Annotated in this window: 13 protein-coding genes; 7 read left to right on the top strand and 6 right to left on the bottom strand. The window is 44.0% G+C overall.

Features of this window, described 5'->3' with window-relative positions; all coding sequences use genetic code 11:
- Positions 1–98: 98 nt before the first annotated feature.
- A complete protein-coding gene (locus B3O12_RS13740; RefSeq protein ID WP_189630984.1) occupies positions 99–716 on the top strand; it encodes a deoxynucleoside kinase in 618 nt (205 codons plus the stop codon).
- 115 nt (positions 717–831) lie between these two features.
- Here the strand turns inward: B3O12_RS13740 and B3O12_RS13745 are convergent, their stop codons facing one another.
- Positions 832–1251 (bottom strand): DUF2452 domain-containing protein, encoded by a 420-nt coding sequence (locus tag B3O12_RS13745; RefSeq protein WP_286744035.1) that lies wholly within the window; start codon positions 1249–1251, stop codon positions 832–834.
- A 60-nt stretch (positions 1252–1311) separates the two neighbouring features.
- Positions 1312–1503, bottom strand: coding sequence for a hypothetical protein (locus tag B3O12_RS13750; protein WP_189630983.1), 192 nt, complete (start codon positions 1501–1503; stop codon positions 1312–1314).
- Positions 1504–1614: 111 nt separating this feature from the next.
- Between B3O12_RS13750 and dinB the strand changes: the two genes are divergently transcribed.
- A complete protein-coding gene (dinB, locus tag B3O12_RS13755; protein ID WP_229838738.1) occupies positions 1615–2670 on the top strand; it encodes a DNA polymerase IV in 1056 nt (351 codons plus the stop codon).
- A gap of 194 nt (positions 2671–2864) precedes the next feature.
- The gene (locus B3O12_RS13760) at positions 2865–3332 is read left to right on the top strand and encodes a MaoC family dehydratase (protein ID WP_189630981.1); all 468 of its coding nucleotides are present in this window, start codon (positions 2865–2867) and stop codon (positions 3330–3332) included.
- A gap of 63 nt (positions 3333–3395) precedes the next feature.
- On the opposite strand, the gene B3O12_RS13765 is transcribed toward B3O12_RS13760, so the two are convergent.
- A complete protein-coding gene (locus B3O12_RS13765) occupies positions 3396–3821 on the bottom strand; it encodes a DUF4442 domain-containing protein (RefSeq protein WP_286756692.1) in 426 nt (141 codons plus the stop codon).
- 78 nt (positions 3822–3899) lie between these two features.
- Here B3O12_RS13765 and B3O12_RS13770 point away from each other — a divergent pair, with 78 nt between their 5' ends.
- Complete coding sequence (locus B3O12_RS13770) at positions 3900–4334, top strand: peptidylprolyl isomerase (protein WP_189630979.1); 435 nt, start codon at positions 3900–3902, stop codon at positions 4332–4334.
- 100 nt (positions 4335–4434) lie between these two features.
- On the opposite strand, the gene B3O12_RS13775 is transcribed toward B3O12_RS13770, so the two are convergent.
- A complete protein-coding gene (locus B3O12_RS13775) occupies positions 4435–4836 on the bottom strand; it encodes a hypothetical protein (RefSeq protein WP_286756693.1) in 402 nt (133 codons plus the stop codon).
- A 91-nt stretch (positions 4837–4927) separates the two neighbouring features.
- Entirely contained in the window at positions 4928–5935 is a 1008-nt protein-coding gene (locus tag B3O12_RS13780; protein ID WP_286756694.1) for a formimidoylglutamase, read from the bottom strand.
- Between the two features lie 232 nt (positions 5936–6167).
- Here B3O12_RS13780 and B3O12_RS13785 point away from each other — a divergent pair, with 232 nt between their 5' ends.
- Entirely contained in the window at positions 6168–7526 is a 1359-nt protein-coding gene (locus B3O12_RS13785) for a sigma-54-dependent transcriptional regulator (protein ID WP_189630976.1), read from the top strand.
- Here the strand turns inward: B3O12_RS13785 and B3O12_RS13790 are convergent.
- Positions 7523–7900 (bottom strand): response regulator, encoded by a 378-nt coding sequence (locus B3O12_RS13790; protein WP_189630975.1) that lies wholly within the window; start codon positions 7898–7900, stop codon positions 7523–7525. The two genes, B3O12_RS13785 and B3O12_RS13790, sit on opposite strands and share 4 nt — an antisense overlap.
- A 230-nt stretch (positions 7901–8130) precedes the next feature.
- Between B3O12_RS13790 and B3O12_RS13795 the strand changes: the two genes are divergently transcribed.
- Both B3O12_RS13795 and ggt read left to right on the top strand, forming a co-directional pair.
- Positions 8131–10527, top strand: coding sequence for a S9 family peptidase (locus B3O12_RS13795; protein WP_189630974.1), 2397 nt, complete (start codon positions 8131–8133; stop codon positions 10525–10527).
- Positions 10528–10531: 4 nt separating this feature from the next.
- A complete protein-coding gene (ggt, locus tag B3O12_RS13800; protein ID WP_286756695.1) occupies positions 10532–12235 on the top strand; it encodes a gamma-glutamyltransferase in 1704 nt (567 codons plus the stop codon).
- Positions 12236–12562: the final 327 nt, after the last annotated feature.

Genomic DNA, 12562 nt, shown 5'->3' on the forward strand with positions numbered 1-12562 from the left:
ATGGCTGTTAAAAGACGCTGTGAGGACACAGCTTGTGGCTAGTATACTGGATCTAACAAGTGCGATCTAAATGAGTAACCGTAAAAAAAGATGGAATAATGCACGTAGCTATTGCAGGAAATATTGGGTCTGGTAAAACCACATTGGCTAAAATGCTGGGCAAAAATTACCGATGGGACGTTCAGTTAGAGTCGGTAGATGACAACCCTTACCTGAAGGATTTTTATGAAGACATGACCCGCTGGAGCTTTCATTTGCAGGTCTATTTTCTCAATAGCAGGTTTAATCAGGTAGCACGAATCAGAGAGTCAGAAGGTAGCACCATACAGGACAGAACTATTTACGAAGACTGCTATATATTTGCCGCTAACCTTTATAAGTCTGGCTACATTTCGCAACGCGACTACAACAATTATCTGGACTTGTTCAAGTCTATGATTAAACACGTGCAGCCACCTGATTTACTTATTTATCTAAAGGCTGACATTCCCAAACTGGTGGCCAACATTCAGAAAAGAGGACGTGACTATGAAGAGCTTATTCGCCTTGAATACCTCAAAAACCTTAACAAGCATTACGAAGAGTGGATTGGCAGCTACGACCTGGGAAAGCTGCTCATTATTGACGTGAACCACCTGGATTTTGTAAATAATGTAGAAGATTACGCTTACGTGCTGGAAAAAGTAGACCTTGAAGTGAACGGTCTTTTCTCATAAAAGACAAGATTTACTTGAATTTCCAAAATAATGTGTAAATTCAAGCAACACTTAAGACACTCTACTTTTTAATAAAAACTTCCAAGTCCTGTTTCTTTGAAACGGGACATTTTTTTTAAAGCCCTCTCTCTCCTTCTTTAAGTACTTCCCAAGTGTGGTCGGCCAGTAGTTTTACCGTAGCTATAAATTCATAGGGGCTTCGGCTACCCCACTCTTCAGGAGCTATCAACGAAAGCGTATCCGTACCATCTTTTTTCTGATACAAATGGTAGGTTCTTCCAATAATGGGGTCGAAGCTCATTTTGGCCTGATAAATTCGCTCTGATACCGTTACACGGTTCTGTATGGTTTTGGCCTGTTCTGCGAGCAGTTGCATTTGCTCGTAGATCTGCTTCATGTCCATATCGGTTTGGTCATACATGGCCGAAAGTGCTCTACCTTTAATTTTACCCTTATCTTCCGGTTTAATCAGTGCACTACCAACCGTGTGCGGAAAAGCAATGGTACCGGGGTTTGGGGTCGTCATCTCCCCCATTCTTTCCAGGTCTATTTGGTCAACATTAACCTTTTTACCGCTTTTAGATTCTTTACTCACCTAGTTCAATTTAAGAGTGTCCGCCATGTCTTTGTTTTGAGCAGTGTCAATATCCGATGGAGCTATAGACTCTTTCAGGTATTTCTTCGACCCCGGAAAAGAAGTCTTTCTGGAAATGTCGTAGCCCACAATAATGGTAGCTACAATAAACACTAAACCTACTGCTACAAAAATCTTTTTGGACCTTTTCATGTTACGCAAACAGAACCTTTGAGATACAACAAAGTTTAACTTTTCGGTGCTAAATTCGGCAACAACGTGGAAAAAGCCTCTAAAACACTCCGCAAAATTATCCATGTAGATATGGATGCCTTCTTTGCTTCGGTAGAACAAAACGATAATCCGGAGCTGCGTGGCAAGCCTGTGGCAGTGGGCGGAAGCAGGGAACGCGGAGTAGTAGCGGCTGCGAGCTATGAAGCCAGAAAATTTGGAGTAAGATCGGCCATGCCCTCTGCTCTGGCCTACCGAAAGTGCCCTGAGATTATCTTTGTAAAACCCCGGTTTGAGCGATACAAGGAAGTTTCTATGCAAATACGGAGTATTTTTGAATCGTACACCGACCTTATAGAACCCCTCTCTCTTGACGAGGCTTTTTTGGACGTAACCCATAACAAAAAGGCCATGGCATCGGCCACACTTATTGCCAAAGCCATTAAACAGGAAATAAAAGCTAAGACGGGCCTTACCGCTTCTGCGGGTATATCAATTAATAAATTCATAGCCAAGATTGCCAGCGATTACCACAAGCCTGACGGACTCACCTTGGTGGGCCCGGAAAAAGTGACGCTATTTTTAGAGCAGTTGCCTATTGAAAAGTTCTTTGGAGTAGGAAAAGTAACTGCACAGAAAATGAAAAACCTTGGCATTGTTGATGGCAAAAGTCTGAAAGCGTGGAGCAAGGAAGCGCTCATGGCCAATTTCGGCAAAAGCGGTGCCTTTTACTACAATATTGTTCGGGGCAACGATGAGCGGCCAGTAAACCCAAACAGAATCAGAAAATCGCTGGGAGCTGAAAACACTTTTGATCATGACTTGAAAGAACCCACCGATTTAAAAATGGCACTGGACTCCATTATACTCACCGTTTATAACCGCCTGAAAAAAGCTGACAAATGGGGAAAGACACTTACCCTAAAGGTTAAGTTCAGCGATTTCCGGCAAATAACCAGAAGCCAAACCTATGAAAAGCCTCTGGCAACGCTGGAAGACATTGCACAGCACACCTTCAGTATTTTGGACAATATAGATCCTGCCGATTTCGAAATTGGGGTGCGCTTATTGGGTGTTACACTGAGTAATTTTGAAGGTGAGCAAGGAGAGTTGGCAAAAGCAGGTCAACAGCTTACACTAAACTTCTAATTTACTCATATTCAAAAAGTAAGGCATGCATTGCATACCTCCCTTTGGTTTGGAGTGATTGGATCGCCCCTATACACAGGTCTGGTAATGTACAATCCATGTAAAAAAATGAAGGAAATGAGCCTGCTATTTTTGAATTTTATATACGATTACATTTGAGGTATTTTATATCTTGACCTCGAAAAACAGCTACTATGTCTAAACTTGTCATCAATAGCCATAAAGAGTTTGAAGCCTACGTTGGCAAAGAGTTGGGAGTTTCTGATTATCTAAAGGTAGATCAGGAGAGGGTTAATGCATTTGCCGATGCAACTATAGACCATCAGTGGATTCATATTGATGAAGATAGAGCCAGGTCGGAAGGTGCTTTTGGAGGCACCATTGCCCACGGATACCTTACCGTTTCTTTACTTCCCTACCTATGGGAGCAGATTGCTGAGATCAACAATATTAAAATGATGATCAACTATGGCATTGAGAAACTGAAGTTTAACCAACCGGTATTGGTAAATTCTGAGGTACGTTTGCGCGTAAAGCTAAGTAGTCTGGCCGATCTGAGAGGAATTACCAAGTGCCAACTGAACGTTACACTGGAAATTAAAGACAATCCTAAACCTGCCTTTACAGGGGAATTTATCTTCTTATATCATTTTAATAACTAATCTACCAGTCATTCCCGCTGAGGCGATAATCTTTACTGAGAGCAGATACCGAGGTTATTCTGGTTAATTTCTGACTTCTTTCTTCCTCACATAAATAGTCTTATCCAACTCGCACACCACATCGCCTTCTTCGTCTGTAATTTCGAGAGGAAGCACAATCTCAGTCTTTCCATGCGTATCGGCCTCTGATCTAAGCTGCTCTACAAGGGCATCGTTAATCTCAAAAACACAGGTTACTTTTCCCCTACCCGGTTTTTTAAAGCGAATGGTAGATGCTTTGTCCCATACGATATATTCTTTACCCAAATTTTGCAAAATGAGCAACATGTAAAAGGCATCTGACATGGCCATGAGCGAACCACCAAAATGCACCCCTACCAGGTTTCGGTTCCACCACCTGAGCTTCATGCTCACAACCGCCTTTTTAAAATCTGGGGCAATGTGGTTTACACGAATACCCGCCCCAAGAAAAGGCGGGTAAAAATTCATCAATTTGATTTTCGTATGGTTAGATAGCCTGAACATTCTCTCTGATGTTTACTTTTGTTCTAAATAAAACAAAAAGCAATGACAGCAGAAATTCATACCGAGAAAGGACTAATGAAAGTGGAGTTTTATGAGAAAGACGCTCCCAATACCGTAAAAAACTTTGTAGACCTTTCTAAAAAAGGCTTTTACGATGGCCTTACCTTTCACCGTGTAATTCCCAACTTTGTAATACAAGGTGGTTGTCCCAATGGCATTGGCAATGGCGGACCTGGTTACTCAATAGACTGTGAGTTAGACGGAGACAACCAATACCACGACCGTGGTGTGCTTTCTATGGCTCATGCCGGTCGTAACACAGGCGGTTCACAGTTCTTTATTTGTCATAGCCGACAAAACACCTCTCACCTCGACAGAAACCACACCTGCTTTGGTAAGGTCTATGAAGGTCTGGAGGTGATTGACGACATACGACAAGGCGATAAAATTGAAAAAATAGTAATTATAGAAGACTAACCATTAACCCATGGCCTTTGCAATGCGCAGTACAACTATGACTAAAGATTCATTGCCTATCTTTCAGCTCATAGACGAGATACCGGAGGCCATGGGTTACTTATAGTTTACTTTCGGAAACCAGCTCACTTCGCGAATAGATAAACTTTCTAAAGTCTGCCGGTTTCTTGTCATTGAGCAGCTTTATACCTCCCAAAGCTTCAATGAGTTTGCCAAAATTCTCTTCGGCCTTTTCATACTGTTCTCTGTTGGCATAGGTAGTCAAGAGTACAATATGTCCCGGCTTTCCATCTTCAGGCCCGGCAATCATAAACTCAAAGCTATCAATGTAATTGCTTTTTAAGGCCTGCTCCCTCAGTACTTTCCAGTTATTGCGGTAGTAATATTCCGCCTCTGCCTGGTTTTTATTCAATACTCCCACAATCTCTAGCGTGGATATTTTCTGAGCCTTGAGCGATGGAACAGTGAGCATAAGAAGTCCAAAGAAAATAATGTATCGCATAGTCATTTACGTTTAACCGATGTGCACATATACCCGAAAGGACAGACTAAGGATTCATAAACCAGACCGATAACCCGATTCCATCGACCAATTATCGGTGAACGATAGCCTTTACAAAATCGGCCACCAGATAGCTCAGCGCCTTACCCACCATCAGTTTTTCGGACTCCTCGTTAGGAGCTGCTTCGGGCAAATGCAAATACGCAGGGCTAAGACTCTTAGCACACTGTCGAACAAAAAGCCTGGCCTGTTCGAGCGAAACTCCCGATGGTGACATAGCGCTGCTGGGCATCATACGAATAGCATCCATGTCTACTTCAATACCACACTCTATCATATCGTCAACAACAAAAGAAACAGCATCGGCCAACATACTTTCCAGGTAGGTAATATTTTCGAGAAAAGAATACTTCACCTGCTCGTCCGCATCCATCGATTTCAGCATATTCTCACTGTTGTACGACTGATGCAGACCAAAGGCAAAGTAACGATTCAGGCATTTTTTCTGCCGTGCATACGAAAAACCATTGCCGCTATGTCTCCCTTCCAGTGCCCGAAAATCGGCATGTGCATCCAGGTTAATGGCATTTACTTTCTTTTTGTGAGCCACGGCCGCACAAGCCTTTATTATGGGGTAACTATTGTTGTGCCCTCCGCCAATTACAATGGGAATAAGCCCTGCAGCTTTCACCTCGGTAAGTACATTTTCAACCATCTCGTCTACCTCTTCACAAAGCAAATGCAGTTTCTGAAAATAATAGTCCGATGCGGAATCGAGCGCATCGGCCTTTTCCTGAATAGCGTCAATATTCACAGCTCCCAGCACACATATTTGATTGCCACGGAGATACCGGTTGCTTTGTATATTGCAAAAAGCCCTAAGAAAACAATCCCAGGCATGTTGAGTTCCTGGTCGGCCATGATTGCCCATTACTCCCACACATTCCGGAATACCGATTAAACAGAACCGAACCTCTTTTTTGAGTTTACCCAAAGCAGCCTGCCAGTCTTTGGCTTTTAAGAAAATCATGGTTTCTCCTACTCGGGTTTCTCCTTTACGAGGCTTCACCAATTGGTCGGGGTTTGCCGCAATTATCATTTTGAAGGGTTAAGTGTATATTTCGTCCAAAAATAATTAAAAAGCTTTTGGGCAGTCCTTATATTCGCTACCTGAACTGTAAAAAGTTAAGGCAAAAAGCCCTCGTTTAGTAAAGAGGCAAAGCAGGCAATAATGAAAACTAAACCAAAGCTGAGTGGTATAATTCTTAGTGCTTGATGCCGAACAAACGTGAAATTATTTATACATTTCTCTACAGCCAGATAGTTAACACATGAATTATACACCCGAAACGGTGCGCATTTTTGTGGTCGAAGACGACCCCTTATACATGAAATTGGTTCGTTACATAGCCGAACTAAACCCAGACCATGTAGTACACGCCTTTGAAGATGGCAAGTCTTGCATCGACAATCTTCATGAAAACCCCAAAGTAGTTATACTAGACTATTCTCTCCCCGATATTTCGGGCAAAGAGGTACTACAGGCCATAAAAAAATACGACCCCGAAATTCAGGTCATTGTGGTGTCTTCACAAGAAAGTATCAATACGGCTGTGACCCTGTTAAAGCATGGGGCCTATGACTATATAACCAAAGACAATGAGACCAAAGACCGGCTGCTCAATGCCATTAACAATGCCAAGCGCGTGTCGTCTCTTACCCAACAAATCACCACACTTAAAGAAGAACTCAATCAAAAATACGAGTTCGAGAATACCATCATTGGAGAAAGCCCGGCTATAAAAAGGGTGTTTAAAATGATGAACAAGGCGGTAAAGACCAATATTACCGTGAGTATTACAGGAGAAACAGGTACGGGAAAAGAAGTTGTAGCCAAAGCCATACACCACAATTCAGACAGAAAATCGAAACCCTTTGTGGCAGTCAATATTGCTGCCATTCCGGAAAACCTGATTGAAAGTGAGCTATTTGGTCATGAGAAAGGAGCTTTTACCGGTGCATTGGCTCGAAGGAAAGGGAAATTTGAAGAAGCCGATGGCGGAACACTTTTCTTAGATGAAATTGGGGAGATGGACATCAACCTGCAGGCCAAACTATTGCGCGTGCTTCAGGAAAGAGAACTAACCCGGGTTGGTGGAAACGAAGTAGTGAAGTTCGATGTACGTGTAATCGTAGCCACTCATCGCGACCTTGCCGAAGAAGTAAAACAGGGCAATTTCAGAGAAGACCTCTACTATCGTTTGTTGGGTATTCCTATTGAGCTACCTCCACTTAGAGAGCGTGGTCAGGACGTTATTCTAATTGCCAAGCACCTGCTCAGGCAATTTGCAAAAGAAAATAAGCTTGGAGCTGTAAAAATGAGTAAGGAAGCTCAAAACAAACTTATCTCATACCCCTTTCCGGGCAATGTGCGCGAGTTGAAGTCGGTGGTAGAGTTAGCAGCGGTTATGTGTGAAGAGAATGAGATTGAAGCTGAAGACATCACCTTTAACAGCTTGCAAAAAGAAGGACAGTTTTTGTTTGAAGAAATGACTCTTCGCGATTATACCTTCAAAATTATCAGGCACTTTTTAGACAAGTACGATAACAACGTGCTGCTAGTAGCTAAAAAGCTGGGAATTGGCAAATCAAGTATATACCGCTATTTGAAAGAAATGGAAGAAGGCTAAGAAGCTTTGGCCAGAAAGACCTTTTCTATTTTGAGCAATAATTCTGAAGGCACCAAAGGCTTATCCAGACATCCGTAATAGTTGGCGTATTCACGCTCCAGACAACTGTCTTTATAGCAATTGGAACTCATTACAATAACCGGTACCTGGCTAAATCGAAGATCATCGTCCAATGCCTCAATCATTTCAAGCCCCGACATACGCGGCATTTCTATATCAGTGATAATCAAATCTGGTAAGTCGCTGTCGCTCAGCCACTCCATAGCCTCTGCCCCATTTCCGGCCGTCACCACTTCATAATAATCGCTTAGGAGGAACTTTACGGCCTTCAGCGTGCTTTGGTCATCTTCTACTACCAGTATTCTCTTTGTCATAACTCACGAATGTTCCTCAATAACAGCTTTAACTGTGCCAAAAGGCAAAAAGTTATGAGCGAGGTTCGAAAGGCACAAACGGTTTTACACCAAAGCCCGGTGATGTACCATATTTGGACAAGTTGTCCCAGATGGGGACGAAACAAGATTTAACCATCCACCACAATTTAAGGTCTATTTTGCGGGCATTTTATTTATGTTTGACAATCACGTTAAAGATTATTTGAGACATGAGAAAATTCGGACTTTTTAGTTTGCTTTTTATTTGCGCGGTATGGCTAAGTGCCCAAACCAAGCCACTATCGCAACTCACAGTAGAGGAGATCATGCAGGCGCCCGAAAAATTTATCGGCACCTCACCTTCGCGGGTAAGCTGGTCTAAAGACAGCAAGAACATTTATTTTTACTGGGACCCGGATGCTGACGGACGTTCTTCTGCCTTCAAAATCAGTAAGAACGGTGGTGAAGCCGAAGCCATTGAAGATACCAGCGATGGTTGGCCCTCCAGCTACGAGTTCAATAGCGACAAAACCAAAATTGTATATGCAAAGGGCGGTGATATTTACATTAAGGAACTAAAGTCTGATAAAGAAACACGACTCACCGCAACCAACTCGCGTGAATCGAATCCGCGTTTTCACAAGGATCACATCATTACCTTCATTGCCGATGACAACCTTTTCAGCATCGATACTGAAACAGGCTTAATGAAGCAACTGACTAACTTCCTTATTGAGCGCAACCCCGATGAAGACAATGGTTCTTCCAGAAACATTGGCAGATCGGAAGGCAACAGAGAGCAAGACAATTGGCTGCGCGATGACCAGTTGAACACATCAGAATATTTGGCCGAACAGAGAAGAAGACCTCGCAGAAACTTTTCCGGTTTCTTTGGTGGCGACTTTGGACAGTCGGAAGACAGACGCAGCACCATTGAGTTGAGAAATGTAAGAAATATTCAACTCTCGCCTGATGGCCGTTTTGTGAGCTTTATGGTTTATCATTCTCCGGAAAATGGAGCTAAAAACACGATTGTACCAAACTATGTAACCTCTAGCGGTTATACCACCGACATTAACACTCGGCCCAAGGTAGGCGGTGAGCAAGGCTACTCCGAAATAGGTATATACAACATAGCCGCAGACACCTTTTATATGGTAGACAAAATGAAGCTGCCGGGTATTACCGATTTGCCTGACTATGTGAAAGACTATCCGGATAAAGAATGGAAAGAAGAACCCCGAAATGTATCGGGCAACGATATCATCTGGTCTGGCGATGGCAAATATGCTGTGGCTCACTTTGGAGCACACGATAACAAAGACCGTTGGATTATGCGCCTTATTCCTGAAACAGGCGACCTGATTACTATAGACCGTCAAAGAGATGAGGCATGGATTGCCGGCCCGGGAATAGGTAGTGAGTCTTTCTCAGGCACATTTGGTTTCTTACCCGATAATAAAACCATATACTTCCAGTCAGAGAAAACAGGATACTCTCACCTATACATTCACGATTTGTCTAATGGAGTAACCAAGCAATTGACCAACGGCAATTTTGAGGTATACAACCCTTTCCTTTCATCTGACGGCAGCAAGTGGTACTTCCATGCCAATATGAAACACCCGGGCATAAGACACTTCTACTCATTGCCAGTACGTGGAGGAACCCCAACCCAAATCACTTCGGTTGACGGTGGAAATGACGTAACCCTTTCTCCCGATGAAAAAACCCTGGCTATTGAATACTCATACATCGACCAACCCACCGAACTTTATGTTCAGGACAATAAGCCCGGAGCAAAACCTAAAAAACTTACCGAAAGTCTTCGCGATGGTTTTAAGCAATACGACTGGCATCAACCGGAGGTAATCACCTTTAAGGCAGAAGATGGAGCCGATGTACATGCCAGGCTATACAAGCCTCAAAACCCCAATGGAGCAGGCGTAATATTTGTACACGGAGCCGGTTACCTCCAGAATGTACACTTCTGGTGGAGCACCTACTTTAGGGAGTTTATGTTCAATAACATGCTCATGGCCAAAGGCTATACCGTGCTGGATATCGACTACAGAGCTAGTTCCGGGTATGGAAGAGATTGGAGAACGGGTATTTACAGACATATGGGAGGTAAAGATCTTTCCGATCAAATTGATGGAGCTCGTTATTTAATGCGCGAACACGGTGTCGAAGCTGGAAGAATAGGCATGTACGGTGGTTCCTATGGCGGATTTATCACCCTCTTTGCTATGTTCAAACACCCCGATGTGATAGCCGCAGGAGCAGCATTGCGTTCGGTAACCGACTGGGCACACTACAACCACGGGTACACCTCCAACATATTGAACACTCCCGTAGAAGACCCCATTGCCTTTAAACGAAGCTCACCCATTTATTTTGCCGAAGGACTACAAGGAGACCTACTTATTGCCCATGGTATGGTAGATACCAATGTACACTTCCAGGATGTGGTACGTTTGGCTCAGCGACTTATAGAATTGGGTAAAGACAATTGGGAAATGGCCCTATACCCTATTGAAAACCACGGTTTTACGGAACCATCGAGCTGGACAGATGAGTACAAGCGAATTTTCAAGCTTTTCGAAAACACCATTGGTAAAAAATAGTCACATGATTAAAAAAGCAGCATCATTAGTATTAGTGCTTTGTCTGTGGGCCTGTGCAGGCCCCGCAGAAAAGGCTACCGTAAAGAGAGGTCTTATTACCGAAAAAGCAATGGTGGTCTCAGCCCACCCTTTGGCTTCAGAGGTTGGTAAATCCATTCTCCAAAAAGGAGGCAATGCTGTTGATGCTGCTATTGCTACCCAACTTGCCCTGGCGGTTGTGTATCCCGGAGCAGGCAACATTGGAGGCGGTGGTTTTATGGTAAGCCGAATGGCCAATGGCGAAATTGCTACTCTCGATTACCGCGAAAAAGCTCCACTGGACGGAGGACGCGATATGTATCTGGATGCCAATGGGGAGGTAATAGACCGAGCCAGTACCCGTGGCCACCTGGCGGCCGGAGTACCCGGAACCGTAGCTGGACTAGCGGCTGCCCATGAGAAATACGGACGACTAAGTTGGGCTGAATTGGTACAACCATCTATAGACATAGCGGCCAATGGCTGGGCTTTAACAGCACGTGAAGCAGGAAAACTAAATAGTAACCGAGAGGCATTTATTGAATACAATACCGTGTTGCCCGATTTCTTTCTGGCCAATGAAGGCAGCGAGTGGAAAGAAGGCGACACTGTGAGGAATGAGGAAATGGCCGAAACGCTAATCCGCATCAGAGATGAGGGAAGAGATGGATTCTATAAAGGAAAAACTGCCCAACTCATTGTGGAAGAAATGGAGCGCGGCAATGGCCTGATTTCGCTGGAAGATCTGGAACAATATGAGGCCGCGTGGCGCAAGCCCATAACGGGAAGTTACAAAGACTATGAGTTCATTTCCATGCCTCCACCATCGAGCGGAGGTGTGGCGCTTGCGCAACTTCTCAATAGCGTAGAAAATCTGGACTTACAAAAGTCGGGCTTTCACAGTGTGGCTGCAGTACATGCCATGGTAGAGGCCGAACGCAGAGTTTATGCCGACAGGGCCAAGCACCTTGGCGATCCGGATTTCTGGGATGTGCCCAGAGAAGGCTTGCTGTCTAAAGACTATTCCCTCGAGCGAATGAAAAACTTCGACCCTAATGTGGCTACACCAAGTGCGCAAATTCAGGCCGGCCAACCCATGGCCTATGAGAGTGAAGAAACCACCCATCTTTCGGTGGTAGACGAAGAAGGAAACGCGGTTTCCGTAACCACTACCCTCAATGGAGGTATGGGCTCTAAAGTATTTGTAGGCGGTGCCGGCTTTTTGCTCAACAATGAAATGGATGACTTTAGTATTAAGCCCGGAGAACCGAACATGTACGGACTAATTGGCGGTGAAGCAAATGCCATTGCACCAGGAAAACGCATGCTCAGCTCTATGACGCCCACAATCGTAACCCGTAATGGCAAACTATTTATGGTTGTAGGAACACCCGGTGGAAGTACGATTATCACCTCTGTTTTTCAAACCATTCTCAATGTAGTCGATTTTGAAATGGGTATGCAGGAGGCAGTAGAAGCCCCTCGCTTTCACCATCAATGGCTACCCGACCAGGTAAGATACGAGCGCAATGGCCTGGATAGTGCTGTGGTTGCTCAACTCAAAAAAATGGGCCACACCATGAATGAAGGTGGAGCCATGGGCCGGGTTGATGCAATACTGGTTTTGCCTGTCGGCCGACTGGAAGCTGGTGCAGACCCAAGAGGCGATGATGCTGCAGCCGGTTATTAAGAAAATATAAAACTATAACAAGATAAGATATACGCCCTTGTAATAGATAAACAGCTGTTACCCCCTATGCAAAGAAGCTGTCTCAAAGGCTAAACGAAATTCCCAATACATCGCGGGAATCTTCTTCTTGTAAGGTTAGAGGGTTATTTATTTAGTTAGATCGCATAAAAACAAATAGATCACTTGAGCTATAAGTTGTGCCTTCACAGCACCAGAAATGGGCCAATTGTGAAGACACAAATGGCGACAAAATGTCAAAACATACGCCATGCGACTTAAGTAACCTGAGTTCGATGTAAGGAAGTCCCCCTTAGGACGTCATTGCGG

The organism is Roseivirga sp. UBA838, from assembly GCF_002296035.1.
In the GTDB taxonomy this organism is placed as follows: Bacteria; Bacteroidota; Bacteroidia; order Cytophagales; family Cyclobacteriaceae; genus Roseivirga; species Roseivirga thermotolerans.